This window comes from Brachybacterium sp. GPGPB12, from assembly GCF_038396325.1.
In the GTDB taxonomy this organism is placed as follows: Bacteria; Actinomycetota; Actinomycetes; order Actinomycetales; family Dermabacteraceae; genus Brachybacterium; species Brachybacterium conglomeratum.
The window spans coordinates 2,290,344-2,314,870 of sequence record NZ_CP149573.1 but is presented as its reverse complement, the minus strand read 5'-3'; the positions used below and the strand labels follow the sequence as shown (position 1 = coordinate 2,314,870).

28 protein-coding genes and 1 pseudogene are annotated in these 24,527 nt (G+C 70.4%); 16 read left to right on the top strand and 13 right to left on the bottom strand.

Features of this window, described 5'->3' with window-relative positions; translation table 11 throughout:
• The first annotated feature begins 17 nt into the window (after window positions 1-17).
• The 6 genes from WKH84_RS13495 (at window position 18) to WKH84_RS13470 (ending at window position 4,603) form a co-directional block, all read left to right on the top strand.
• The gene (locus tag WKH84_RS13495; protein WP_341854028.1) at window positions 18-1,172 is read left to right on the top strand and encodes a chorismate-binding protein; all 1,155 of its coding nucleotides are present in this window, start codon (window positions 18-20) and stop codon (window positions 1,170-1,172) included.
• A gap of 168 nt (window positions 1,173-1,340) precedes the next feature.
• Window positions 1,341-1,859 carry an aminotransferase class IV gene (locus WKH84_RS13490; protein WP_341854027.1) on the top strand — a complete coding sequence of 173 codons (519 nt, stop codon included), beginning with the start codon at window positions 1,341-1,343 and terminating at the stop codon, window positions 1,857-1,859.
• A gap of 192 nt (window positions 1,860-2,051) precedes the next feature.
• The gene (locus WKH84_RS13485) at window positions 2,052-2,327 is read left to right on the top strand and encodes a hypothetical protein (RefSeq protein ID WP_341854026.1); all 276 of its coding nucleotides are present in this window, start codon (window positions 2,052-2,054) and stop codon (window positions 2,325-2,327) included.
• A gap of 199 nt (window positions 2,328-2,526) precedes the next feature.
• Entirely contained in the window at window positions 2,527-2,703 is a 177-nt protein-coding gene (locus WKH84_RS13480) for a hypothetical protein (RefSeq protein ID WP_341854025.1), read from the top strand.
• A 242-nt stretch (window positions 2,704-2,945) separates the two neighbouring features.
• Window positions 2,946-4,139, top strand: a complete 1,194-nt coding sequence (locus WKH84_RS13475) for a hypothetical protein (RefSeq protein WP_341854024.1) — start codon at window positions 2,946-2,948, stop codon at window positions 4,137-4,139.
• Window positions 4,140-4,204: 65 nt separating this feature from the next.
• Window positions 4,205-4,603 carry a hypothetical protein gene (locus WKH84_RS13470; protein WP_341854023.1) on the top strand — a complete coding sequence of 133 codons (399 nt, stop codon included), beginning with the start codon at window positions 4,205-4,207 and terminating at the stop codon, window positions 4,601-4,603.
• Here the strand turns inward: WKH84_RS13470 and WKH84_RS13465 are convergent.
• From WKH84_RS13465 to WKH84_RS13445, 5 genes are all read right to left on the bottom strand, one after another.
• On the bottom strand, window positions 4,566-5,309 hold the full coding sequence (locus tag WKH84_RS13465) for a carbonic anhydrase (RefSeq protein WP_341854022.1): 744 nt from the start codon (window positions 5,307-5,309) through the stop codon (window positions 4,566-4,568). The genes WKH84_RS13470 and WKH84_RS13465 overlap by 38 nt on opposite strands.
• Before the next feature lie 136 nt (window positions 5,310-5,445).
• On the bottom strand, window positions 5,446-5,850 hold the full coding sequence (locus tag WKH84_RS13460; RefSeq protein WP_341854021.1) for a PfkB family carbohydrate kinase: 405 nt from the start codon (window positions 5,848-5,850) through the stop codon (window positions 5,446-5,448).
• A 222-nt stretch (window positions 5,851-6,072) separates the two neighbouring features.
• Window positions 6,073-6,387, bottom strand: coding sequence for a PfkB family carbohydrate kinase (locus WKH84_RS13455; RefSeq protein ID WP_341854020.1), 315 nt, complete (start codon window positions 6,385-6,387; stop codon window positions 6,073-6,075).
• 16 nt (window positions 6,388-6,403) lie between these two features.
• Window positions 6,404-6,643: a TraR/DksA C4-type zinc finger protein gene (locus WKH84_RS13450; protein ID WP_341856895.1), complete on the bottom strand. Its 240-nt coding sequence runs from the start codon at window positions 6,641-6,643 to the stop codon at window positions 6,404-6,406.
• A 102-nt stretch (window positions 6,644-6,745) separates the two neighbouring features.
• Window positions 6,746-6,844: a hypothetical protein gene (locus WKH84_RS13445; RefSeq protein WP_341854019.1), complete on the bottom strand. Its 99-nt coding sequence runs from the start codon at window positions 6,842-6,844 to the stop codon at window positions 6,746-6,748.
• 543 nt (window positions 6,845-7,387) lie between these two features.
• Between WKH84_RS13445 and WKH84_RS13440 the strand changes: the two genes are divergently transcribed.
• Window positions 7,388-8,530, top strand: coding sequence for an MFS transporter (locus WKH84_RS13440; protein ID WP_341854018.1), 1,143 nt, complete (start codon window positions 7,388-7,390; stop codon window positions 8,528-8,530).
• 75 nt (window positions 8,531-8,605) lie between these two features.
• Here WKH84_RS13440 and WKH84_RS13435 read toward each other — a convergent pair whose 3' ends face one another.
• The 3 genes and pseudogenes from WKH84_RS13435 to WKH84_RS13425 all read right to left on the bottom strand — a co-directional run bounded on the left by WKH84_RS13435 (window position 8,606) and on the right by WKH84_RS13425 (window position 9,938).
• Window positions 8,606-9,274, bottom strand: coding sequence for a cation transporter (locus WKH84_RS13435; protein WP_341854017.1), 669 nt, complete (start codon window positions 9,272-9,274; stop codon window positions 8,606-8,608).
• Window positions 9,265-9,599, bottom strand: a pseudogene (locus WKH84_RS13430) (metalloregulator ArsR/SmtB family transcription factor). Before WKH84_RS13430 ends, WKH84_RS13435 begins: the two are co-directional and overlap by 10 nt.
• Window positions 9,600-9,641: 42 nt before the next feature.
• On the bottom strand, window positions 9,642-9,938 hold the full coding sequence (locus WKH84_RS13425) for a hypothetical protein (protein WP_341854016.1): 297 nt from the start codon (window positions 9,936-9,938) through the stop codon (window positions 9,642-9,644).
• A 189-nt stretch (window positions 9,939-10,127) separates the two neighbouring features.
• Here WKH84_RS13425 and WKH84_RS13420 point away from each other — a divergent pair, with 189 nt between their 5' ends.
• On the top strand, window positions 10,128-11,105 hold the full coding sequence (locus tag WKH84_RS13420) for a phosphotransferase (protein WP_341854015.1): 978 nt from the start codon (window positions 10,128-10,130) through the stop codon (window positions 11,103-11,105).
• A gap of 42 nt (window positions 11,106-11,147) precedes the next feature.
• On the opposite strand, the gene WKH84_RS13415 is transcribed toward WKH84_RS13420, so the two are convergent.
• Window positions 11,148-12,110 (bottom strand): phosphotransferase, encoded by a 963-nt coding sequence (locus tag WKH84_RS13415; RefSeq protein WP_341854014.1) that lies wholly within the window; start codon window positions 12,108-12,110, stop codon window positions 11,148-11,150.
• A 689-nt stretch (window positions 12,111-12,799) separates the two neighbouring features.
• Here WKH84_RS13415 and WKH84_RS13410 point away from each other — a divergent pair.
• The 3 genes from WKH84_RS13410 to WKH84_RS13400 all read left to right on the top strand — a co-directional run bounded on the left by WKH84_RS13410 (window position 12,800) and on the right by WKH84_RS13400 (window position 16,602).
• Complete coding sequence (locus tag WKH84_RS13410) at window positions 12,800-13,201, top strand: hypothetical protein (protein WP_341854013.1); 402 nt, start codon at window positions 12,800-12,802, stop codon at window positions 13,199-13,201.
• 667 nt (window positions 13,202-13,868) lie between these two features.
• Entirely contained in the window at window positions 13,869-15,050 is a 1,182-nt protein-coding gene (locus WKH84_RS13405) for an iron-containing alcohol dehydrogenase (protein WP_341854012.1), read from the top strand.
• Window positions 15,051-15,591: 541 nt separating this feature from the next.
• Complete coding sequence (locus WKH84_RS13400; RefSeq protein ID WP_341854011.1) at window positions 15,592-16,602, top strand: IS481 family transposase; 1,011 nt, start codon at window positions 15,592-15,594, stop codon at window positions 16,600-16,602.
• A 333-nt stretch (window positions 16,603-16,935) separates the two neighbouring features.
• Here WKH84_RS13400 and WKH84_RS13395 read toward each other — a convergent pair whose 3' ends face one another.
• Window positions 16,936-17,574, bottom strand: coding sequence for a BadF/BadG/BcrA/BcrD ATPase family protein (locus WKH84_RS13395; RefSeq protein WP_341854010.1), 639 nt, complete (start codon window positions 17,572-17,574; stop codon window positions 16,936-16,938).
• A 197-nt stretch (window positions 17,575-17,771) separates the two neighbouring features.
• On the opposite strand from WKH84_RS13395, the gene WKH84_RS13390 reads away from it, so the two are divergent.
• From WKH84_RS13390 to WKH84_RS13370, 5 genes are all read left to right on the top strand, one after another.
• Window positions 17,772-19,100: a hypothetical protein gene (locus tag WKH84_RS13390; protein ID WP_341854009.1), complete on the top strand. Its 1,329-nt coding sequence runs from the start codon at window positions 17,772-17,774 to the stop codon at window positions 19,098-19,100.
• An 87-nt stretch (window positions 19,101-19,187) separates the two neighbouring features.
• Window positions 19,188-19,676: a hypothetical protein gene (locus tag WKH84_RS13385; protein WP_341854008.1), complete on the top strand. Its 489-nt coding sequence runs from the start codon at window positions 19,188-19,190 to the stop codon at window positions 19,674-19,676.
• Complete coding sequence (locus WKH84_RS13380; protein ID WP_341854007.1) at window positions 19,673-20,137, top strand: alpha-L-rhamnosidase C-terminal domain-containing protein; 465 nt, start codon at window positions 19,673-19,675, stop codon at window positions 20,135-20,137. Before WKH84_RS13385 ends, WKH84_RS13380 begins: the two co-directional genes overlap by 4 nt.
• 319 nt (window positions 20,138-20,456) lie before the next feature.
• On the top strand, window positions 20,457-20,789 hold the full coding sequence (locus WKH84_RS13375; RefSeq protein WP_341854006.1) for a putative glycolipid-binding domain-containing protein: 333 nt from the start codon (window positions 20,457-20,459) through the stop codon (window positions 20,787-20,789).
• Between the two features lie 348 nt (window positions 20,790-21,137).
• Window positions 21,138-21,710, top strand: a complete 573-nt coding sequence (locus WKH84_RS13370) for a hypothetical protein (RefSeq protein ID WP_341854005.1) — start codon at window positions 21,138-21,140, stop codon at window positions 21,708-21,710.
• A gap of 170 nt (window positions 21,711-21,880) precedes the next feature.
• Here WKH84_RS13370 and WKH84_RS13365 read toward each other — a convergent pair whose 3' ends face one another.
• The 3 genes from WKH84_RS13365 to WKH84_RS13355 are packed head-to-tail and all read right to left on the bottom strand — an operon-like array spanning window position 21,881 to window position 24,479.
• On the bottom strand, window positions 21,881-22,678 hold the full coding sequence (locus WKH84_RS13365; RefSeq protein ID WP_341854004.1) for an ABC-2 family transporter protein: 798 nt from the start codon (window positions 22,676-22,678) through the stop codon (window positions 21,881-21,883).
• The gene (locus tag WKH84_RS13360; RefSeq protein ID WP_341854003.1) at window positions 22,675-23,472 is read right to left on the bottom strand and encodes an ABC-2 family transporter protein; all 798 of its coding nucleotides are present in this window, start codon (window positions 23,470-23,472) and stop codon (window positions 22,675-22,677) included. Before WKH84_RS13360 ends, WKH84_RS13365 begins: the two co-directional genes overlap by 4 nt.
• A complete protein-coding gene (locus tag WKH84_RS13355) occupies window positions 23,469-24,479 on the bottom strand; it encodes an ATP-binding cassette domain-containing protein (RefSeq protein ID WP_341854002.1) in 1,011 nt (336 codons plus the stop codon). The genes WKH84_RS13360 and WKH84_RS13355 overlap by 4 nt, the downstream gene beginning before the upstream one ends.
• Window positions 24,480-24,527: the final 48 nt, after the last annotated feature.

Here is a 24,527-nt window from a genome sequence, read left to right as displayed (position 1 = left end):
GGGGGGTGGCGGGATCCATGACCGGATCGTATCGGCACCGCCTCCTCGGACCACCACGACGACGAGTCCCGGATCGGGCAGAATGCGGGGATGACCTCCGCTTCCGCTCCCGCGCCGCGTGCCCGGCTCGACGACCTCGTCGCGGGCACGACGCCGCAGTTCGGCCGCTTCGCGCGGGAGATCCGGGCGGAGCGGCCGGGGAGGTGCGGCTCGCGCTCGCCGAGATCGAGCAGGCCGTCGCCGACGGAGCCTGGGCAGTGGTGATGATCGCCTACGAGGCCGTCGCCGGGCTCGACCCCGACGCACAGGTCCATGCCGGGCAGGACGGACTGCCGCTGGTGTGGGCGGGGATCGCGGAGGCCCCGCACCCCGACCCCGCCCCGCTCACCCCCGCGGGCGGGTACGCCCTCGAGGCCTGGCGACCGGACTGGACTCGGGCCGAGCACGCCGAGGCGATCGCGGCCGTGCGGGCGGCGATCGCCGAGGGCGACACCTACCAGACGAACCTCACCACCAGGCTCCGCTCGCGCCTCGTCGGCGACCCCTACGGCCTCTACGGCGACCTCGCCCACCGTCAGCGCGGTGCCCACCACGCCTATCTCGAGATCGGCCGCCACACGGTCGTCTCGGCGAGCCCTGAGACCTTCCTGACCTGGGACGGGAACGAGATCAGCACCGCGCCGATGAAGGGCACCGCCCCGCGCACCGGCGATCCCGCGACGGACCAGGCGGCGCGGGAGACGCTCGCGACGGGGGAGAAGGACCGCGCCGAGAACGTCATGATCGTGGACCTGCTGCGCAACGACATGGCCCGGATCAGCGAGCCCGGCGGCGTCGAGGTCACCGAGCCGCTCGGCGTCGAGGAGTACCCGACCCTGTTCCAGCTCGTCTCCCGTCTGCGCTCCCGGCCCCTGCCCGGCACCGGGCTCGCGGGCGTGCTCGGCGCGATGTTCCCCTGCGGCTCGATCACCGGCGCCCCGAAGCTCTCCACGATGGAGCTGATCACCCGCCTCGAGGACGCCCCGCGCGGCGTGTACTGCGGCGCGATCGGCGTCATCTCCCCGGGCCGCGAGGGGGGCCCCCGCGGGCGAGCCTCTCCGTCGCGATCCGCACCGTCGTCATCGACCACGAGGCCGGCGGTCTCGCCGTCTACGGCGCGGGCGGCGGTGTGACCTGGGGATCCACGGCCGACGGGGAGTACGACGAGTCGCTGGTCAAGGCCGCCGTCGTCGCCGACGGGGCGGCGCGAGCCCTTCGCGGCCGCTGGAGACCTTCGCCGTGAGGGACGGCCGTGCGCGGCACCTCGAGCCCCATCTCGAGCGACTGCGCGGCTCGGCCGAGTGCTTCGGGATCGGGATCGACGAGGAGGCGCCGCAGGCCGCGCTCGGCCAGGTCGCCGCGCTCGAGGGCGAGCAGCTGGTGCGGCCGCGGCGCGGCGCGACGGGAGCGTCTCCGTCGAGCCCCGCCCGCTCACTCCCGCGCCGGAGCCGGTGCGGCTCGCGGTCGACACGGTGCCGACGGTCTTCCCCACAGGGCTCAGCGTCCACAAGACCACGGTGCGCGATCATCTCGAGGCGGCGCGTGAACGGCACCCGGAGGCCGATGACGTCATCCTCCGCGGGGCTCACGGCCGGCTGGTCGAGACCACCATCGCGAGCCTCGCCCTGCGCCTGGACGGCACCTGGTGCACCCCGCCGCTCGAGGACGGCCGCCTCGAGGGGGTGGGGCGGCGCCTCGCGCTCGAGGGCGGGGAGCTCGTGGAGCGGGAGCTGACGGTGGAGGATCTGCGACGGGCGGAGGAGATCGCGGTCATCAGCTCCGCACGCGGGTGGCGTCGGGCGGTGCTGGCGGAGGGCTGACGACGACTGCCCGTCGCCTGTCCATGGGGAGTCCTCCCCATTCCCACCCCCGTCGGCCGCGCCTAGCGTGCGCGGAGGAGTGGTGCGACGACGGACGAGGGGACGGTCATGGGGAATCGGGACGGGTCGGAGCAGGCGAGGACGCCAGGGGCGGGGCCGCGGGTGACCGCGCCGCCCGGACCCTCGCGGCTGGTGCGGATCACCGAGGGGGCCTTCGACCGGGTGCGTGCGCTCGCGCTCGGGGAGGAGCCCGCGCCTGAGCTCACCGAGGAGCAGGTCGTCGAGCTCGAGCTCGCCGGGCTCCTCGTCGACTCCCCGGACGACGAGGATGCGCTCGTCCTCGACCAGCACTGGGAGGAGCCGCTGCGCGCGGGTTGCGCTCGCCGGTCGGCGCCGAGCTCGTCTGCGTCGACGGGGACCGCGGCTGGACCACCACGCCGCGGATCGCCGGACGGTTCGTGCTGGTGATCGACCAGGAGCACGAGGTCAGCGCCGACGAGACGACGATGCGGCTCGGCCGACGCTCGAACGCCGTGCCGCTGGGCCTGGCGACCATCGAGCACCTCGGCGCGCTCGTGCGGGCCCTGGTCCCGCGCGCCCCGCCTTCACCGACGCGGAGCCCGCCCCGGCCCCGGAGCACCTCGCCGACGCCCCGTCGATCGCGCAGGTGCAGATGGTCGTGGTCTCCTCGCCGACCCCGGAGGAGACCACCGTCGGCGGCGGCTCCTGGTACGCGCTCGGGCGAGACGGCGAGCGACTCGCCCTGCTGGTCCCCGGCGAGGACGGCGGCGAGGTGCGCGAGGCGCACCCGGCTCCCTCGCGGACGCGCTGTGCGCGAAGGTGATCGGCGCGATCGACCATGTCACCGCCCACGCCGCGGGGAGGGCCGCCTGATGAGCTTCCAGGGCATGGACACCGAGCAGGTCACGGGACAGTCCGAGGCGCTCGCCCGGGCGGCGCGGCGCCTCGAGGGACTGCTCGGCGAGCTCGACGGCGACTGTCCGGTCGGTCGCCTGGGTCGGCCCCGACGCCGACGCCTTCCGCGAGCAGTGGGGGAGCACCCGTCGCGAGGGCGAGTCGCTCGTGATGCCCGGGCTCGAGGACCGCTCCCGCGACCTGCAGCAAGACGTCGAGGAGCAGGACCGCGCCTCCGAGGACGGCGACGGCGGCTGGTTCGGCGACATGATGGACTGGCTGGGGGACACCGCCGGCGACGCCGTCGACGCGATCGGCGACGGGATGGACTGGCTCGGCGACCGGGTCTCCGACGGTGCGGACTGGGTCGGCGACCGGATCGGCGAGGGCCTGGACTGGCTCGGCGATCGCGTCCAGGACGGGAAGGACCTGGTCAGCACCGCGATCGACGCCGTGCGGGATTTCGAATGGCCGCGGGTCACGGAACTGCTGGTCGACGGCGCGACCGGGCTCATCCGCGGCACGGGTGATGGCATCGAGGCTCTCACCGGGATCGACCTGAAGCTCGCCGACGACGGCACCGGCTACGCGGACGCGCCGGTCCCCGTCACCGGTGAGGAGTCCGGCCTCGTGCCCCCGAGCGACCTCTCCCAGATCATCGCGAACACCAACACCACCTACGGCGACAAGGAGACCGGGGAGGTCTCGATGTCCGTCGTCGGCAACCCTCCCACCGGCGTGATCGTGAACATCCCCGGCACCGAGAAGTGGGGGCCGGGCGCCGGGGACAATCCGATGGACCTCACCGGGAACGCCGAACAGGCCGGCTCGGGCGGCTGGTCCGCCGGCTCCCAGGCGACGGCCGACGCGATCGCGCGACTCTATGCGGACAACGACATCCCGCCCGGCACCCCGCTGATGCTCAATGGTCACTCGCAGGGCGGCATGGTCGCCTCGAGCCTCGCCGCGAACGAGGACTTCGCCGCGCAGTACAACCTCACCAACGTCATGACCTACGGCTCGCCGGTGGACAACTACTCGGTCCCCTCCTCCGTGAACCAGCTGAACCTCCAGCACGGCGGGGACGCGGTGCCCAGGATCGACCTCGGCGGACTCGCCCTGGGCCCGGGCGGCGGCGGAAGCGACGGGGCCACGAACCTCACCCTCGACAGCCCCGGGGCCCACCCCTTCGACTTCGGCACCAACCACAGCGGCGCCGAGTACCAGAACTCCGTCCAGACCCAGCCGCAGGACCCGAACTCGACGCTCTCCCAGTACAGCCAGGACCCGAGTCTCGCGCCCTTCCTCACCGGCGACCCCGGGAACGTCCAGCACTACCGCTCGGGCGTGCACCGCGAGAACTGAGGCGTCGCGCGGTGACGGTGGGGGATGATGGGCCGATGAGAGGCGTCGGCCGAAGAGGGGTGCTCGTGGGGATCGTGGGAAGCCTGCTCGCCGCCTGCGGGCTCGGCGGGCGCAGCGACGCAGGCGCCGTGCAGGACGCACTGCGCACCGCCGTCGAGGCGCCGCCCGAGCACCGCGGCGGCCTCGTGCAGTTCCAGGACTCCGCCAGCGCCGGCACCACGATCGGCGGGGTGCTCGTGCTGGCGGGCGAGGACCGGGCCGGCGTCGAGCAGTCCCTGCTCACCGTGCTGGAGACCGTCTCCCGGACCTACCGCGAGCGGCCCGGGGTGCGCAGGGCGTTCGTGCGGATCGAGGCGCATCCCGAGGGCGATGCCGCCCTGCGGGTGCTCGCCGCGGACGTGGTCGAGCCGGCCTCGGGCGCGAACGTCACCACCGACGACCTCGAGGCGCGACTCGGCGGCTGAACGCTCTGCTCAGCTGGCGGTGCCGGTCAGAAGCGGTGCCGGTCAGCGGGCGATGTCGAGCCGCCCGACCCAGGAGATCGGGGAGACCCGGCCCTCCTCGAGCTGGTACTGGCGACTCGATGATCCCGAGCCGCCCCTCGGCGACCGCGTCGGAGATGACGGTGGACTGGCGCATGAGAGCGTTGACGGTCTCGTCGAGGTGGCGACGGCCCACGGCGTCCACGTCGATCAGCGTCGGCTCGACGTAGGGGCTGACCTGCTGGGTCGCGAACCACTCCTGCTGCACGGCCGGGCGGATCTCCTCGAGCTCCTTGCGGATCGCGGGGGTGACCTCGCTGGGGTTCGCGGTGGTCTGATCGATCGCGGCCTTCACCGCGCCGCAGGAGCCGTGGGCGAGCACCACGATGACGGCGACGCCGAGCTCCGCGACCGCGAACTCCATGGTCGCGACCGTGTTCTCGTTCGCGATCTGGCCGATGTTGCGCACCACGAAGAGGTCGCCCAAGCCGCAGTCGAAGAGGATCTCCGCTGCGACGCGCGAGTCGGAGCGACCCAGGAACGCCGCGTTCGGCGCCTGCGCCCCGGTCAGCTCGGAGCGACGGGCCGCGTTCTGCTGCGGGTGGCGCGGCTCCCCGGCCATGAACCTCTCGTTCCCCTCGGCGAGGGCATCCCAGGCCTGCTGGACGGTGACGCGGGGAGTAGTCATGGGGGCGATCCTTCGTGGTGGGGTCCGCCGGGCGGGTCCGCTCGGCGCAGGGGCGCGACCTCGCGGGCTCACGCCCCGCCGCAGGATACTCCCGCGTCCGCTCCGGCTCCGTGGCGTCCGCCGTGAGGGCGTCGCCTCAGGCCTCGTGCAGCGGCGGAAGCGCGTCGGCCGCGGTGGGATAGCTCGGCTGGGCGCCCTCGCCGGTCGCCGCGAAGGCGCCGACGCGGGAGGCGAGGCGGGCGGCGGTGGCGAGATCGTCGCCGCGCGCGAGTCCGAGGGCGAGCGCGCCGATGAAGGCGTCGCCGGAGCCGGTGGTGTCCACGGCCTCGACCGGGGCGGGCGGGATGCGGCGCACGCCGGCCTGGTCGGCGACCAGCGAACCGTCCGCGCCGAGGGTGAGAACGGCCGAGGGGATCCCCGCCGCGCGCAGGGCGGCGACGACGGCCTCGGGATCCTCGGGTGCCTCCTGGCCGGGGGCGAGCTGGGCGAGGACGAGCCCGGCCTCGTGCTGGTTCACGACCAGCGGGTCCGAGGCGCGCAAAGACTGCCGGATCCAGCTCCATCACCGGAGCGGGGTTGTGGAGGAACCGGCCCGTGACCAGCGCGGGCAGCGCCTCGATGCCGTCCCGCGGGATCTCCCCCTGGCACACGACGATGCGCGCTGCGGAGATGACCTCGGCCGCGGCCCGGACGCGGGCGGCGTCCATGGCGTCGTTCGCTCCCGCGATGACGACGATCGAGTTCTCGCCGTCCTCCGCGACCGTCACGATCGCCAGTCCCGTCGGCCCCTCGATCTCCGCGACATGGCCGAGGTCGACGCCGGCCTCGCGCGCGCGGACACCGCCGCCTCCGCCTGGACGTCGGAGCCGACGGCACCCACCATCGCGACCCGTGCGCCGAGGCGCGCGGCGGCGACGGCCTGGTTCGCTCCCTTGCCGCCGGGCAACATCTGCCCGCCCGTGCCGTGCGCCGTCTCCCCGGGCCGGGGATGGCGCCGCACCTGCGCGAGGAGGTCGACGTTCACGGAGCCGACGACGACGATCGTGCCGTCGGGCGAGGAGGCGGTCGCAGCGGTCATGACGGGAAGCCTACGGTCAGGCGGCGTGGTCCACGCAGGTCCTCGCCGTCGGCCGGACCTCGAGGCGGGCGCGCGGGATCGGCCGCCCGCACACCTCGCAGATGCCGTAGTCGCCGTCCTCGAGCCGCCGCTCGGCGGCGTCGAGATCGACGAGGTGCCGCTCGGCACCGGCCAGCAGAGCCTCGGTGCGGGAGCGGTCCACGGCGGTGGTCTGCCCCTCGGGGTCGTGCTCATCGTCGGTCGAGGTCAGCGCCATCCCGTCGAGGATCGCGGCGTAGTCGCGCCGGAGCGCCTCGATCCGCTCGCGGGTGCGGGTGCGTTCGGCCTCGAGCAGGCCGCGGAGGTCGTCGGAGACCACTCAGCCCTCGCTGCCGGAGATGTTGACCTGCCACACGACGCCGAAGCGGTCGGTGAAGGCGCCGTAGACATCGCCCCACATCTGCTTCTCGAGCGGCATCGTGATCTCGCCGCCGACCGACAGCTTCTCGTAGGCGCCGCGCAGACTGCCTCGTCATCCCCCATCAGGGAGAGGGCGACGTTGGTGCCGCGGGTGTACTCGCCCATCCCCTCGACCACGTCGGAGACGTACAGGCGGATCAGGTCGGTGACCTCGAGAGAACCGTGCATGATCTTGTCGAAGGCGGGGTCGCCCTCGGGGACCGCGTGGAACTCGCCGAAGGTGGCGAACTGGGGTGTGGCGCCGAGGGCCTCGCCGTAGAACTCGGACGCCTCGCGGGCGTTGCCGTCGACGTTGAGGCAGGGATGCAGTGCTGCGGGCATGGCGGACGTCCTCCTCGGCGTCGGCGCCGGCTCGGTGCTGGGCGCTCGGGGAGAGCGTAGGCGCAGGGGCCGACAGTCCACCAGGGGCGATGCGACGGACAGCCCATGACCTGCGGTCGCCCCCTGCGTACGCTCGTCCGGGTGACCTCCTCGCCCACGATCTCCCTGCGCCGACGCCGCTTCGCGCTGTATGCCCTGTTCCTGTTTGCCGGGGCTGAGCATGTCCGCCTGGGTCACCCGCACGCCCGCGGTGCGGGACCTGCTGGACGCCTCCACCGCGCAGATGGGGCTGGTGCTCTTCGGCCTCTCGATCGGGTCGATGCTGGGGATCCTCTCCTCCGGTCCGCTCGTGATGCGGCTCGGCACCCGGCCCGTGGTGCTCGCGGGCTCGACGCTCGTGGTCGTCGCACTGCCCACGATCGCGCTCGGCGCCTCGACGGGACAGCCGCTCCTCACCGCCTTCGGCCTCGCGCTGTTCGGCGGCGGGATGGGCGGGGGCGAGGTCGCCATGAACGTCGAGGGCGCCGACGTCGAGAGGCTCGGCGGGCGCTCCTTCCTCCCCTCCCTGCACGGTCGCTTTAGCCTCGGCACCGTGATCGGCGCGGTGCTCGGCATCCTCGCCAACGGCGCGGGCTTCCCGGTGGTGCCGCATCTGGTGGCGACCGCCGCCGTCGGCGCGGGGTCGCTGCTCTGGGCGATGCGCGCGATCCCCGTCGGGACCGGGAAGGTCACCGCCGACGAGCGCGCCGCGCAGGCGGCGACGCCGCGGCCCGCGATCTGGAAGGACCTGCGGCTGGTGTGCATCGGTGGGGTCGTGCTCGCGATGGCGCTCGCCGAGGGCACCGCCAACGACTGGTCGCCGCTGATCATGGTCGACGGGCACGGCTTCGGTGCGACCATGGGCTCGCTCGTGTTCGCGCTGTTCGCGGCCTCGATGACGATCGGCCGCTTCTCCGGCGGGCCGATCGTGGAGCGCGTCGGCCGCTCCCGCGTCTTGCTGGTCAGCGCCCTGTTCGCCGCGATCGGCCTCGCGCTCATCGCCTACGTGGACAGCCAGGCCGTGGCCGTCGTCGCCGTCGTGCTCTGGGGCCTCGGCGCCTCCCTCGGCTTCCCCCTCGCGCTCTCCGCCGCCGGGGACTCCGGCCCGGACTCCGCCGCGCGCGTCGCCCTCGCCTCGGTGATCGGCTATCTCGCCTTCCTCGTCGGCCCGCCGACGCTCGGATTCCTCGGCGAGGAGATCGGGCGCGCGGCGCGCTCGTCGTCCCCCTCGCGGTCGCGCTCCTCGCGGCGGTGCTCAGCCCCGCCACCGCGACGCGCAGACCGACGGCGGAGGAGCAGACTGCAGTCCGTGCCGGATCAGTGAGGGTCCCGGCCGTCGGCGGTGTGCGAGGGCGCGTGGCCCTCAAGTCTTCGGGGGTGTTCGGCGACCCGGCGGAGATCAGCGGCAGTCGCTCCCGCCGTTGCGGTCGCCCACCAGGGCGGAGACGGGCTGTGCGCAGGCCTCGCCGCGCCACGCCTCGAGCCCCTCCCTCACCGCGAAGGCGGCGATGACAAGAGCGGCGACCGAATCGGCCCAGGCCCAGCCCAACAGGCTGTTCGCCAGCAGGCCCAGCAAGACCGCCGCGGAGAGATAGCAGCAGATCAGGGTCTGCTTCGAGTCGGCCACGGCGCTGGCCGAGCCGAGCTCGAGCCCCGTGCGTCGCTCGAACCAGGAGAACGCCGGCATGATCGCCACGCTCACCGCGGCCAGGGCGATGCCCACCAGGGAGTGGTCGGCCGCCTCCCCGCCCAGCAGCGAGCGCGGCGCATCGACGGTGACGACGGCGGCGAGGCCGAAGAACGAGAGGGCGATGACCTTCAGCGCGACACGCTCGCGACGGTGCGGATCGGGGCCCGCGAACTGCCAGGCGACGGCCGCGGCGGAGAGCACCTCGACGAGCGAGTCGAGGCCGAAGCCGATCAGTGCCGCGGAGGACGCGGCTCGGCCGGTCGCCAGGGCGATGACCGCCTCGATCACGTTGTAGGTGATCGTCGCGCCGACGATCACGCGGATGCGGCGCTGGAGGACTTGTCGGCGGTCCGGAGCGAGGGCGGGCGTCAGATGCATCGGCACTCCTCCCCGGTGCGAGACTCCGGGTCGACCACGAGGGTCAGGCGCATGAGGTCGCCGAGAGCCTCGCCCAGCAGCCGGGTCGCTCAGGCGATACCTGGCGGTGCGCCCCACCCTCTCGGCGGTGACGAGTCCGCGACCTCGCAGGCAGGCGAGGTGGTTCGAGAGCTTCTGGCGGGAGACGCCGAGGGCGTCGGCGAGTTCGGAGGGAGGGCGGGCGCCTCGCGCGCGCCAGGAGCACGCGTGTCCGGGTGTCGTCGGACAAGGCGTGGCCGAGGCGCGCGAGGGCGGCGGTGTGGCCGAGCGTCACGGTATCCAGCATGACCCGACAGTACAGCAGATCCTGTACTGTCAGCGTTTCGGCTCAGCCGCCGAACAGCCCGCTGAGGTCCACCTCCGACGCGATCCACCCGGCGCTGGTGGCGAGAAGCGACCCGCCGGCGAGGATCCAGCCCAGCATCGCCAAGAGGTTCAGGAGGATCCCCCATCCCGCGCGACCGCGGGCGAACGGCTCGTTCCCGCGGGACATGACCCCGAGGATCAGCCCGAGGGCAGGGGCGACGAGCGTCCAGCCCGCCAGCAGCGAGCAGATCCCGAGCAAGAGGCTCGCGGTGCCCTTGCCGGTGCCGTGATGGACGGTGGGTGCGTAGGTGGCGGTCACGGGGCCCTCCTGGTGGTCGACGAGCGCCCAGATCCCTGGAGCGCGGTCGCCAGCGTAGGAACGGGGAGGACCGTGGCGGATCGCCCTGCGGGATGGTGCCGGCGCCTCGCGGTCCGACCTGGGTCTGACGACGCGTTGGCCCGAGACGAGCCGCCTCCGAGATCGGAGCGGCCGTGGAACGATGGCCGCATGGCGCAGGAGCTGAGTCCAGATGTCCACCCGCTCGATGAGCAGCGTGACCCGTCCGAGGTCGCCCTCGTGCAGAGCCTGGTCGCTCAGGCGGCGTCGCGCCACGGCGCCGATCTCACGCGGATGCGCAGAGCGAACGGGTACTCGAACGCGACGTGGGTCGGTGACGGCATCGCCGTGCGCATCGCACGGACCCCCGTCGGCATGGCGCGCGAAGCGGCGCTGGTGCGCGCGCCGCCGCCCGAGGTTGGCCATCCGACGATCCTCGGGGAAGGCGTCTCCCAGCGGCACGGCTGGATCGTGACCAGGGAGGTCCGCGGCCGGAATCTCGGGGAGGCATGGCCGACGCTCGCTCCCGCCGAGCAGCGACGGGCGGTCACTCAGCTGTGGTCTCGCGCGCGTGCGGTGCACGAGGCGACCGCGTCTCTCAGCTCCCATGTCGAAACGCACGGCGGGTTCATCCCGGCGACCCATGACGAGTCGACGGCGGCGGGCAGGCGTGCCGAGCGCGCGATCGGGCTCTCCTCCGCCCAGCGCTCGCGGCTCCACGCGCTTCTCGACGAATACTTCCGGCTCGCGCCCGAGGTGCCGCAGGTCGTCGACCACGGCGACCTGGCCCTGATGAACGCCCTCTGGGACGGCGAGGTCGTCGCGCCGCTGGACTTCGAGTACGCCCTGCTCGGCCCGGTCGAGATCGACCTGTGCCGACTGGTCTGCGAGGCGCGCGTGACCGAGGACGGACAGTTCGTCGATTCGGACGCCGGCGACATCGCAGCCGAGCTCGCCGCTCAGGAGATGGACCCGACGCATGGCCGGGCGCTGATCCACGGCGCCGCGGTGCTCGATCAGCTCCGCGATCTCGACATCTGGCTCGGCAATGACGGCGGGGGAGAGCCGGTCGAGGAGTGGCGGCCCGTCCGGTCGCTCACCGGACTGCTCGCGCCCGATGGTGGATACCTCGCATCGCTGGTCGGATGACCGGGCCTCTGTGCCTCGGTGGCGACGCCGATCGTCCGACGGTCAGTCCGAGGCTCGGCCTTTGACGCCGGCCGCGACGGCCTCGACGAGGAACCCGTCGTCGTGCAGCCGCCGACGCAGGGAGGCGAGGATCGGCCCGAGCTCGGCCCGCTGCTCGGGAAGGAGCCGGCGCTCGAGCCGCCCGGAGAGGATGCGTGCGGTCCACGAGGCCTCGAGCAGGTTCATCGCGAGGATCATCGCCAGCAGGGCCCCGATCTCCTCTGCGGCGAGCGGCGAGGCGCGGTGATAACCGGCCACGAACCGCTCCACGTTGCGCGCGGCCGCGGGCAGGGGCAGGCGGCGCAGACGCCTGCTGAGGTACTTCGCGAGGTCGAAGACCCGTGGTGCCAGCGGCAGGTGGTCGAGGTCGATGAACGAGACCGTCCCGTCGGCCCGTGACACCAGGACGTTGTCGGGCGTGAGGTCGCCGTGGACCAGCTGGAGCGGCGCTGGAGCGATCCGGGCGAGGACCTCGTCGCGCCGGGCATCGAACCCGTCCCGGACGTCCTCGGGGACGTGGAGGTCCGCGAGGCCCTCGGCTATGCGCTCGCGGTACGAGTGCGCGTCCCAGGGATGCGCGGCGAGGGACTGGTGCGGCGCGGCGACGGAGCGGCCGACCAGCTCCTCGACCGGCAGGGCCTGCGCCGCGGCGATGTCGTCGTGCGGAAGGTGCGGCATCAGCACGAAACTGTCTTCGGGTGCCCCGGCGAACATCGACGCCTCCTCGGTGACCAGGAACTCCGCGACGCGCACGGCGGTGCGGGTGAGGTGGGCGAGCACCCGTGCCTGGTCGGCGACCGGCAGGTTGCGCCAGGGTCCGAGCCGCTTGAGGACGTACCGTCGGCCGTCCTCGGCGGTGACCGGCCAGAGCTCGCGGCCGGGAAGCGCTGGGTCGATGTCGGGGTGGTCGCCGAGCAGGGTGGACCAGGCGCGGAGGGTCGATGAGAGGTGCAGAGTTGTGTCCATAGCAGGGTCCTCGATTGCTGGGGGGCGGAGGACCAATGCCCCGCACTGTTGCACGCCCCATAACGAGCTGTTACGGTCGTAACCCAGATCACAAACCAGGTGCATTGGTCGCCGAATGGATCTCGGCAAGATTGACGGTTGCCGCTGTGGCAAATTGGGCTTTCGCCGAAGGGAAGGCTCAACGGCACATGAGACAGCCGCAACAAGTTGCCGAAGGTCACTGAGTCTTACGTCAATTCGTCGATCAATCCAGTCAAGGAGTGACCGAACAGTGACGCCAACAAGCGAAAAAACTCGACTCTACCTTGGATACGACGCCAGCTGTATGCAGTGTTCAACAGTTGCTGCACGCATTGAAAGCTTGGTAGGGAATCAGCTAACTCTACTTCCACTGACGTCCCCACTGATGGATTCGTGGAGACGGAAGACGCTCGGTGACGACGCCCCATGGACCCCCACACTCGTTCGGGTTAACGGTTCCAAGGGGCGCGCTTATGTTGGTTGGCAAATGGGTCCCCAGCTCGCAGCGGCGCTTGGTGTCAAGCGATCACTGGCGGTGCTGAGTGCGCTCGGGGGTGAGCAACTCGAAAAGAAGAGGCCACAAGCGGATATTCCCCCACGTCTTTTCAACGCGAAGGACTCGTTTAGTAGGAAGATTTTCTTGCGCGCCAGCCGCGGTTCTGGCCGGGATGGCGATCGTGGCCGGCATTTCCAGGCCCGCCGTAGCTTCTCCTGAAGCACAAGGACGCAATGTTGCCGTAAAGCGCACAAACAAGCTTTCAGAGGCGGACACGTTCGAGGAGCTAAAAATCCACTTCGATAGCGCAGATGTCTCGAATGTGGTTTCGAGCGCTTCGCTGGGAACTGCCGCCAAGGGCGCAAAGACATTGGGAGCAATTCCGAGTGAAGCTTTCACGATTGCGACCGAAACTACTGGAACCAAAGCCCCGGATGGCGACGTGTCGGAAGTGCAAGCATCTCGAACAGAGTACTCGGATGGGACAATTGAGTCGTCGATCGCGGTGTACAACCATCAGAGCAAAGACAATGGTGGTATCTCGCAGAATGGACAAACCGCTCAATGGGGTTAGTTCTATTGTTCGCCGCCTTAACGTATCCCAGGATCGACTCACCTCGGTCGCCCACAGCGTCAATGGAACAATTCCACACAGTGTTGATGCAGAAGACATTTCCACCTTGGATAGTGACCCATGTAGTGGTTGTGCCGGCGCCCCGGGGGATACGTCGCGAAAGCGTCTTCAGGACGTCTGCAACTGGGAATTAACGGTAAGCCGCGCAAGGGACGCGGGAATATGTCTCGGATGTATTCCCACCGTCGTGGGTAGTGCGGCTACAGTTGTCCTTTGTATTGGGGTTCAGTGCGGCTGGGCCGCTCTAGACTCTTGTCGCTCATCGATGGACGCGGCCTGCGTGGGATGTGGCGGTCAGACTTGATCACCTCCGGCCTCACCCGAACTCTCAGGATCGGATGAATCCGCGAGGCGGACTTTTATACGGAACAGAAGGTGATCCCTCAGATGTCCAGAATAATTCTCCTAGGAGTGGTCGCCGGTGTCGCGATGGTGGCGTCATTGCACGCATTTATTACCGAGGGAGTCGGCGTCTCCGGAGTAAGCGCTGGACTATTGGCCGCCGTGTTAATCTACGAAGCTGTGCGAGTTTCGAAGAATCGGGCTCAAAGAGGACAACGCTAGTTGCACTTTTCTGTACCGAGCGTCCTAAGGGGTGCACATTAGAATGCTCCCACAGGTGATAACTGAACTTGATTCCCCAGGTGCAGTTTCATCGGCTCTAAATGACGCAATGTCGAGGGATGATGCTGTAGTTGTTACGGATGAGTATGTGGCTGAAAGTGCAATGCGGGGAGATCTTCGTCGCCTAGTGGCGCGACGTTCATCTCGCGGGTCTTTGATCGTTCTACCGGAGGCCGGTAGAGGCACCCTGGATTGGGCGCTTGATATCGTGCGAGCACTGCGGTCTACGCAGGCGAAAACGTGTACTGCGATTGGCGGAGGCTCTGTTCTGGACTCGGCTAAGACTGCCGTCGCTTCGTTGGAGCAGCCATGGCTACTAGACCCCGCGATATGGCAATCCAGTTCGGGGCGTTTGCCTATGGTTCGCGAGCGGAAGCGAGGCAAAGCCGGGTTAACTCTCGTGGCGGTACCCACCCTCCCAGGGTCCGCCGCACAAGTAGCTCCAAGGGCAACTCTCGCTCACATCCGGGGCCAATCCCAGAAGATGGCTTTCGGATCCGGGCTTGTCCCAGACTTTGCCGTGGTGGACTCAGAGTTGTGGTCTGATGTAGAGCGTTCTTACGTTCTCGTCGGATTGTCCGAGATGCTCTTTCGTACTTTAGGTCCGTACCTAGTAACGAAAATCTACTCTTCGGATCAAGAGGTCGATACATTGCGTATAGCGCATTGTATTGTCGACATCGGAGTGCAAATCCTGCGTTCTCAAACTAGTATTGACGCGCCGTTGCGCGCCAATATTGACAGGCTAAGCATGGAGAGTGCTCGTCCGGAAAGGGTTCGTGGATGGAGCCCCGGAATTCATCCCTGGTGGTGTGTCCAGAATTCCCTAGCGGCGGCAACCGCGATGCCCAAGAGGTCACTGACTCCCCGGGGCTTCCTTGCCGTCCTCGACGGTGTGCCGCCAGCTTCGTGCGCACGTCTCACTGCCTCTCAGGAGAAGATTCCCGAGAGAAATCAAGGCCGCTCGTTGATTGACGACGCGCGCTACTTCTTGGGTGAGGTGAGCCGTTCCGTCGGTGATGTGGCGACCACCGTTGATGCTTGCATGGTGGATAGGGCGATTGTCGAAAGCCTTGAATTGTGGGGGCCGAGCATGAAGGTCGCGGGTTGGGGCGACCAAGAGGCAATTGGAGAATTTGTAAGGGTCGCTTTATGGCGACGCTGACTTGAGCCTGCACGTGCTACCTAGCATCACTTGCGGTTGTTCGTATGCGAAGCTTGCGAGATTGTGCAGACAATATTCCCCGCGTCGGCACGGGCGTGATTCGTCGAGTTGGATGCTTAGTGGAACTTTTGGTGGGTGTCGATGTGTCAGCAGGCCGTGAAGGTCCACGATAGTGCTCGAGCTCATGGTCTAATGGGATTCTGCCCAAGGGCATGGGAGAGTCAATTAGGGTGCGTTCGTAACTGATGTGGATTTCGCCTGGAAGTAGTTTTATGCTCTAAAGTCGGCGCCCTGTGGGTAGCGATCTTGAGATTTGCCTCCGGGTCCGGGTCACGCAATCTGCGCCTATCGTCGGTGGGCCCGGAAGCCGTAGGGGAGTGCGTTGGCGGGGCCATTGCGGTCTGGGGGGCATCGTAGTTACTACATCTAGGTGTTGCGGGTCATGACGTTGTAGTCAGCGGGGTAGGGATGAAGGAACGGGTCCCTGACCGGCACGATGGGTGGTGTCTAAGCGACCATCTCGCAGGAAGAGACCCGTTCCATGACCCACCGTAATGCCCCGCTGACCGTGCTCGGAAGGCGACGAGCCGTCACCCAGGTGATCGAGCGTGGCCGGCCGATCGCGCACGTCGCTGCGGAGTTCCACATCGCCCGCGCGACGCTCTCGAAATGGGTCGGACGCTACCGAGCCGCCGGTGCGGCAGGGCTCGAGGACTGCTCCAGCGCCCCGGTGAACCGCCCGTCGCGCCTGAGCGTGGAAGTGATCGAGCTGATCGAGCACTGGCGGCGCAGGGAGAAGTGGTCTGCCCGCCGGATCGCCCGCGAGCTCGCCGACGGCCACTACGCCCAGTGCAGTGTTCGGACGGTGACGCGGTGGCTGGACCGGCTCGGTCTGAACCGGATCCGAGACATCACCCCAGATGGTGAGAACCTGCGTCGACCAGGGAAGATCCTCGCTCGCTATCCCGGACACATGGTCCACATGGACGTGAAGAAGGTCGGGAAGATCCCCGACGGTGGCGGCTGGCGGGTCCACGGACAGGGCAGCGAGAAGGCGCTGGCGAGCAAGCGGTCCCACCGACAGAAGGTCGGTTACACCTACCTCCACTCGATCATCGACGGGTACTCCCGTCTGGCCTACACCGAGGCGCTCGAGGACGAGACCGCTGCGACGACCATCGCCTTCTTCCACCGGGCCAGGGCGTTCTTCGCCGAGCACGGGATCACGCGGATCTCCCGTCTGGTCACGGACAACGGAAAGAACTACACCGCCAAGGCGTTCCGCCGCTCTACCTGCGCGTTCGTCGGCCGGCACCAGCGCACCCGGATCTACACGCCCCGCCACAACGGGAAGGTCGAGCGGTTCCAGCGGATCACCGCCGACGAGTTCCTCTACGCCGAGGTGTTCACCTCCGAACAGGAGCGGCGGAACCGTCACGGCGTCTGGTCGCACCACTACAACTACCATCGGCCCCACACCGCCTGCGGCGATCAGCCCCCGGCCTCTCGCCTCCACGCCACCGTCGACAACGTCATGACCAACTACATCTAGGGCGGCGAGAACGGCGGCGTCCGCGGGGACGCCGGCACGCTCCAGGGCGAGCGGCACCGCCCCGCCCAGCGGGTCGAGCCGCGGGGTCACCAGCTCCGTGCGACGCGGCTCCCCGCCGTCGAGCGCCTGCGCGAGCCGGCGCGGAAGCTCGGGTCGCTCGCCAGTGATCCCGTGCACGCCACGGGCACCGGAACCGTGGCAACGGACGAGGCGAGCGACCGCACACCCCGGGCAGTGAGGTCGGCCAGGTGGCGCAAGGCGGTGTCCGCTAGCGGCGACTGCTCGGCCAAGGCGGTGACCTGCGGTGCGAGAGCGCCGTAGCTCCGTTTCCCGTCATTGTGGTGAGCCACGGACAGCTCCAGCACAGCGTTCCGCGGCTCGTCGACGTCCGCGGTGCCGAAATGCGCAAGGACGTCCGTGTGCAGAGGGTCCGCGACGCTTGCTCTCGCCGAGGAGGATCCGCTGGACCGCGTCACATGCGAGGTGACGGGCGGCACCCGCGTAGTGCCCGAACTGCCCGCTCTCGAGATCCGTGCCCTGCTCGTCGATCGCGAGGATCATCGAACCGGTCCCGGCGACCACGACCACGCCCGCCCGGCCCGACAGGGCGCCGCGGTGCGCGATCACCGCGTCGTTGACGACGGTCCTCGGGCAGGTCAGGCCCTCGAGCTCGACGGAGCGCTCCACGGCGGCGTTGTGTCGGAGGCCCATCGGGGAGGTGGTCCGGTCGAAGCCCGCCATCCCCGCCACCAGGGCCACGGCCCCGGAGGCATCGAGGCCGGCGTCCGCCAGCGCGCGGGTGAGGGTGCCGCGGACGTTCTCCTCGGCGTCATCGTTGTGCATGGGGCTCGCGCCGCCTCCACGGGCGATCGAGAGTGGCGTCCCGTCGAGGCCGACGCGTGCCACCCGGGTGTGGGTGCCCCCTCCGTCGATGCCGATCACGAACTCGCCCTGCGCCCTCGCCTGGTCCATGCGGGCGAACCTAGCACCGCGCCCCGCCCGACGACGCCGACTGCTAGCCTTCCTGAGTCGTTTCATGGCGAGGGGAGCGCGGCCGGTGACCGAGACGTCTCTGCGACCGACCGGGCCGCTGCTGGACCTCCAGGAGCAGGCCGTGGGCGTGCGCGGGGACGCGGTGCGCTTCTCGTGGATCGTGCCGATGCTGGGCGATGGAAGGCGGCCGCGACCACCGGATCCAGATCGCGGAGGACCCCGCCTGCACGCAGATCCTCTGGGACTCGGGCACGGACCGGACCGCGGACTCCACCAGCGTGCTCCACGAGGGCCTGCCGTTGCGAGCCTCGACCCCGTACTGGTGGCGGGTGCGCGTCACGACCTCCCTGGAGAGCGACTGGTCGGATCCCGTCCCCTTCCTCACCGCTCCGGGCACCTGGCCGGCCGCCCCGATCTGGGCCGACGGCGTATCGGACTGGGCGCTGCTGCGCACTGAGATCGACCTCCCCGCCGTGCCGGTCCGGGAGGCCGTGATCGAGCTCGTCGGCCTCTCCCCGGAGGGCGGGCCCGGCGGGGCGGGCGGACCGCGCGGCGGACGTCAGCACGTCGCGAAGCTCTGGGTCAACGGTGCTGCGACCGGGTACGGCGGCGTGCGCGCCGCCGACCACCAACCCGCCCTGCACACCTACCGCGTCACCGACCGCCTGACCCCGGGCACGAACGCCCTGGCGGTGCTGGCCTGGGCGCAGGAGGGCAGGCAGGTCGCCGCCCGCCTGCTCGTGCTCCTCGAGGACGGCACGCGGATCGAGCACCTCAGCGGCCCCGACACCTGGCACGCCCGCCCCGGCGACCGCCTGCTGCCCGGCGGCCGGAACATCGGCGGCGCCTGGTACCACGCCCCCGCCGAGGACTGGGACCTCCGCGAAGAGCCCGTCGGATGGACGGATGCCGGCTTCGATGACTCCGAGTGGGCGCCGGCCACGGCCGCCCCCGCACTGCCCGCCGCGCCCGTCCCGGCCGCCGTCTCCCTGCGGCCCGTCGACGGTCCCGTCGTCATCCTCGAGCCCGTCGGCCCCGGGGCGTGGCGACTGGACCTTGACCGGGAGATCGTCGGCGGCCTCGAGGCGCGGCCGCCGCGCCGAGGAAGGGATCCGGCTCGCCGTGCACCTGGGCGAGCGGCGCGACGCCGACGGCGCCGTGATCTCCACGATGCCGACGGGGAACGTGTACGAGGAGACCTGGACGCCGCGCGAGGGGGAGCAGGAGGTCGAGCACTGGGGCTACCGCGCCTTCCGCCACGCGGATCTGCGCGTGCTTTCCGGTCGACTGGAGGACCCGCAGGTCACGCCGGTGACGCTGACCAGCGGGACCGCCCACACAGGCCGCTTCTCCTCCTCCGATGCGGACCTCGACCGGGTGCACGAGCTGTGCCGCTACTCCATCGAGGCCACCACTATCGACCTCTACCTCAACACCCCGGCCCGGGAGCGCGGCCCCTACGAGGGCGACGCCTACGTCAACCAGCGCTCCCAGCTCGCCTGTGAGCGCGCGCTTCGCGCTGGCTCGCACCACCACCCGCTATCTCGTCCGGCGCCCCACCTGGCCCGCCGAGTACCATCTCATGCCCGTCTTTGCTCGCCTGGGAGGAGTACCTCGCCACCGGCGACGACGCCCTGCTGCGTTCCGATCTGGACCTCTGGCGCCGCGCCACCTACGACCGTGACCTCCGCGCCGACGGCCTGGTGCACCGGGAGGTACTGCCTGCGAGCAGCTGGGACGCCGTGCTCGTGGACTGGCCCGTCAGCTGTCGCGACGACGTCGAGATCACCCCGGCGAACACGGTGCTGAACGCCTTCCAGGCCGCCGCCCACGACGCCCTCGCCCGCATCTGCACCGTGCTGGGACGCGCCCGCGAGGCCGAGCATCATGCGTCGCTCGCCGCCCTGACCCGCGAGGGGATCGAGAACCATCTGGTGCGGGAGGACGGCACCTACCGCGACGGGCTCGACACCGACCACGCCGCGCGGCACTCGAGCGCTATCCCCGCCGCCCTCGGCCTCGCCCCGGCCCGCTGGCACCGGGAGCTGGGGAGGCACTCGCCGCAGGCGGGATGCGGATGAGCGTGTACGGGGCGCAGTTCCTGCTGGACGCCCTGTTCACCCTGGGCCGGGCCGAGGAGGCGCACGCCCTGATGACCGCAAGCGGCCAGCGCAGCTGGCTGCACCTGATCGACGACCTCGCCGCCACGATCGTCCCCGAGGCCTGGGACCCCTCCCTCAAGCCGAACATGACCTGGTCCCATGCCTGGGGCACCGCCCCGGTCAACGCCATCGCCCGATGGGTGCTCGGGGTGCAGGTGGTGGCGCCCGGCGCGGCCCACCTGGAGATCGCGCCGCGGCCCGGGCCGCTGCGCTGGATGGAGGGCACGGTCCCCACGATCCGCGGCGACGTCCACGTGCGCTGCGACCGGGAGGTAGGCGAGCTCGAGGTGCGGATCCCCGCGAACTGTTCCGCACGGGTGAGATGGGAGGGCATGGAGTGGGAGATCGGCCCAGGTGCGACCGTGATGCGGGTGGGGTGAGGAAGCCGTCGTCCAGCACGCTCCGGGGCGCCGCTCGGGCCGATCCTCGCCGGCGACGACGGTTGATCCTGCATCCTCTCGATGCCACTCTCGCTCGGGAGACCGACATCGAGGAGGCAGGCAGACCGATGACCGAGATCGTGTGGATCGGCGTGGAGGAGGCTTCGCGCGAGCGATGCCGGATCACGGACGGGCCTCGCGGTGTGGCGATCGAGAGCGAGATCGAGACGGGCCCGGGTGTCTGCTCCTACTCACTGCGCGCCACTGCGGACTGGGCGTTCACCGACCTCGAGCGCGCGCGGACGGGCGGGAGCTCGTGGTGCGTCGCACCGAGGCGGGATGGCAGGTCGACGGCGAAGCGCGACCCGACCTCGACGCCGCACGCGAGGTCGACATCTCGGTGTCCCCGCTGAGCAACACGTTGCCGATCCGACGCCTCGGCCTCGCGATCGGCGAGAGCGCGGACATCGTCACGGCCTACGTGAGGGTTCCGGAGCTCGACGTCACGACGGATCCGCAGCGCTACACCCGCACCGGGGAGCACGAGTACCTCTACGAGTCCCGCGACTCGGACTTCCACCGATACGTCACGGTCGACGAGGAGGGCCTGGTCCTCGAGTATCCGGGGCTGTTCACGCGCGAGGAGGGCTGAGGGTCCGGGTGCGTTCGACCCGTCCCCGCAGGGGCCCTGGAGCGGGACCTCGCCGGCCGAGTCGGTCGCACAGTGACTCGGCCGGGCCGAGGGGCACGCGCCGTACGGTGGCCTCATGGCGAGCAGAGCGCACACCGTCGTCGAGCAGGTTCCCCACGATCCTGAACGGCAAGCTCGGTTCGCCGAATCTGCGGCGTTTCCCGAGGCAGAGATCGCGCACGTCGGCTCCACCAGCCTGCCCGGACTGCCCTCGAGGCACACGATTGACCGGGCGGCGGTCGTCGACTGTCTCATGGACGAGAGGCGGGCCTGGCGGCGCCCGCGCTCCGAACCTGTGGAGGCTTCCAGGTGACCGTGGATGACCGAACAGTGACCGCTCCGGCCTTCCACGGTGTCCTGCTCGACTTTCGGGGGACGCTCGTCGTCGCGCCGACCGAGCGCTGGCTCGTCGAGACGGCGCTGGCACGGCTGGGGCGAGCCGCAGGCGCCGCTGAGGTCGAGAAGGTGCTGGTCGCATTGGGTGGTGCTGATAGTGCCCGGGTCGATTTCTCGCAGATCGATACGAACGTCATCGAGCACCGCGCGGCGTACGCGGAGTGGTTCAGGGATGCGGGGATCGATGGCGAGCTGGCGGGGGCGCTCTACGCCGCAGAGTCGGACGTCTCCCTCAATGAGTTCGCTCGAGATGTCGAGCCTTTGCTGTTGGGTCTCGCGTCGGCTGGTGTGCGCGTCGGAGTGGTGAGCGACATTCATGTCGACCTGAGGCCCGTGTTCGCCTCCCACCTGCGCCCGACGGGCGCTCGTGGGCGGATATCGTCCATTCGTGGACACTTTCGTTCGAAGCTGGTCTCGCGAAACCGGACCCGGCGATCTTCCGGGCCGCTCTCGACGGGCTCGGCGTGCCTGCATCCGATGTCCTGATGGTCGGGGACCGGGCGGGCTGGGACGGCGCGGCGCTCGACGTGGGGATGACGACGCTCGCTGCTCCCGCCGCTCAAGGACCCCACAGAGGAGCGATTGCATCGTGTGCTCGACCTCGTCTTCGCCCGGAAGGTCCTGTACGCCGCGGATCCGGCCCTGACATCGCCGCATCAGCTGCTCGCGCTGTCGTAGCGCCGCAGGGCGACCTGCCAGTGCACGGCGGTGATGACGCCTCCGGCCAGCACCACCGCGGCGCCGCCGAGGAGCGGCCCGGCCGGTGCATCGCCCAGCAGCAGCTGGGCCGGGAGGGTCGCGAGCAGCAGCAGCGCCGGGACGAGGGTCGTGAATCCCCGCGGCGGGAGCCGTCGGAAGGCCGCGCGCGGATACTGGCCGGCCTCCCGCGGCCCCGCCACGACGTCCTGGACCGGTTCCGCCGAGGCCCACCAGAAGGACAGGAAGCTCACGTTCACCCAGAACAGGGCCCAGGCGGCGACGCCGAGCACCATCATCGCCAGGCAGGTGACGATCCCGAGAGGGGTAGGCACCTCGTCGGCCGACACCAGCGCCACGGCCACCAGCGCGATGCCCACCAGCACGCGCGTCGCCTCCGCCGGGCGCACCCAGCGCGCGTGAGCGCCAGCGGCGCCGGGACCGGACGGATCAGCGAAGAGATCCACCTCCCCGGTGCGCACCGCGGAGTCCAGACGCAGGAGATTCGGACCGATCACCGTGTCCAGCAGGGCGGTGGACAGGGTGAACAGCCCGACCACGAGCACCGCAGCGGACTCGTCCCAGCCGTTCGCGACCGTGCGCGCCGTCTGCGCGAGCACAAGGGCGGGCACCAGCGAGATCCCCACATCGACCAGGGCACCGACCGCGATCAGCACCGTCTGCGTGCGGAACTGCAGGTCGCGAGCGATCGCCTGACGCCAGCACGCCAGCCACCAGCGGAGGATCCGGCCGATCATGCCCCGGCCGCCTCATAGCGGCGCACGCCCCGGGGCCACACCAGGGCGAGCAGACCCAGCGAGGCACCGGTCCAGCCCAGCAGGGCGAGCCAGTCCGCGACCTCCGCGGTCGCGGTGCCGGTCAGGACCTCGAGGGGGAACGCGAGGGTGAAGCGGAAGGGCTGGAAGCGCACCGCATCCTGCACGGCGGAGGGCAGGAGCATCAGCGGGACCACCGCCCCCGAGAGCGACCGCTGGGCGAGGCCCAAGATGCCCTGGACGCCGTCGACGTCCTCGAACCAGAACGCGAGGCGACCGATGAGCACGTCGAGCACGAAGGCGAGGACCGCCGCACCGACCAGTGCGCCGAGAGCGGCCATCCAGACCGCCGGCGCCGACGGGAGCCGCACCTGATCGCGCACCGCCAGCGCTAGCACGGCCACCATGGGCAGCGACACCACGAGCTTCACCGCCTTCTCCGCCGCATTGTTCGCGGCCAGGGGTAGGAGCGCCGGGCACGGCCGCACCAGCCAGATCGAGAGCCCGCCGGTGCGGATGTCCTCGGCGAGGAAGGAGGCGGTCCAGCTCGAGGTGGCCATGGAGACCACCGCCACCAGGACGTACCAGGTCACGAGCTGGTCGACGGGCACCGGCGGGGTGGCGCCGCGGGCGACCGCTCCGGTCCACACCAGCAGCGAGACGATCGGCGGGGTCACCGCTCCCAGCCGCAGCGGCACCACCCAGGCCCGGTTCGTGAGCGTCACGGTGAGGTCGCGGCCGACGAGCGCGGCGGCGGTGGGGATCAGCGTGCTCATCGCCGCCCCCACGCAGTCCCGTAGGCGCGGGCCATCACCGTGTCCAGATCGACCTCCTGGACGCTGAGGTCCCGGACGCCGCCGAGCGCGAGCACTGCGGCGGTGGCCGCCTCGAGCTCGTCCTCCGAGGCCTCGATGAGCACCGTGCTCTCGTCGCGCAGCGAGGCACCCGGAGGGAGATCCTCTGGCCGGGGCGGCCTGGCGAGCACGGCCCGGATCAGTCGGCGCGGGGCGAGGCGTGCGCGCAGGGCGGCGATGTCGCCGTCGAAGCTCAGATGACCGTCCGAGACCAGCAGGACACGGCGGCACAGCGCCTCCACGTCGTCCATGTCGTGGCTGGTCAGCACCACGGTGGTCCCGAGCTCGGCATTGGTGCGGGCGAGCATCTCGCGCAGTGCCTGCTTCGCGGTGACGTCGAGGCCGATCGTCGGCTCGTCGGCGAAGAGCGACCGCGGCGAGTGCAGCAGCGACAGCGCGAGCTCGCAGCGCATGCGCTCGCCGAGGCTGAGACGGCGCACGGGCACGTCGATCACCTCGGAGAGGTCGAGGACCTCGGTGAGCTCGTCGACGCGGCGCCGGTAGGTCGCGCCGTCCAGGGAGTACATGGCCTTGTGGACGAGCATCGAGTCGATCGTGGGGACGTCCCACCAGAGCATCGACTTCTGACCGAACACCACCGCGATCGACTGCAGGAACGCGGCCCGTCGCCGTGACGGCTCATGGCCGAGCACGCTCACCTCCCCGGAGGTGGGGCGGATCAGCCCGCAGCAGAGCTTGACCAGCGTGGTCTTGCCGGCGCCGTTGGGGCCCAGCAGGCCCACGAACTCTCCCGGCGCGACCTCGAGGTCGAGCGGCGCCAGCGCCACCTTCTCCTCGGTGCGGCGTCGGGCGAAGGCGCGCAGCGCTCCGCGGATCCCGGGATCCTGGTGGTGGCGGCGATAGGACTTCGACAGCGAGGAGGCCCGGATGACGGGCAGGGTCGATGAGGGGTGATGTGCGTCAGACATGAGGCGCCTTTGATCTCTGAGCGCGCGGCGGTGCCGCGATGACCGGGA